The organism is Halioglobus sp. HI00S01 (assembly GCF_001635445.1).
Lineage (GTDB): Bacteria > Pseudomonadota > Gammaproteobacteria > Pseudomonadales > Halieaceae > Halioglobus > Halioglobus japonicus.
Genome location: NZ_LWEE01000404.1, coordinates 1 through 305, shown reverse-complemented (window position 1 = coordinate 305; position 305 = coordinate 1). Strand labels below are relative to the sequence as shown.

1 protein-coding gene is annotated in these 305 nt (G+C 56.7%); it reads right to left on the bottom strand.

What is annotated here, in order from left to right:
- Window positions 1-305, bottom strand: a 305-nt coding sequence (locus A3709_RS24325) for a hypothetical protein (RefSeq protein WP_197484371.1), incomplete at both ends; no start/stop codon positions are given.

Below are 305 nucleotides of genomic sequence, written 5' to 3'. Positions count from 1 at the left end.
AAGCTCTCTGGCAGCGTATCTTTCTCCTCGACCATGGCGTCGTCGGTGTGCTCATCGGTTGCACCGTTGAGCGTATACGTCCAGGTGTAGTCGTCGCCGTTCTGGGCTACAACCAATTCACCGTATTCACCCTGCCCTACGCCACCGGCAGTTACATCGATGTAGTTGCCGTCCTTGTCCTGCACTTCCAACTTGTCGGTAGTATCAGTGCCAGTGTGGGTGATATTGAAGTCACCGGAAGTGGCTTCATCGGGGCTGCCCGGGTTGCTGCCATCAGCCAGTGCTGATTCAGCCACCCAATCGCG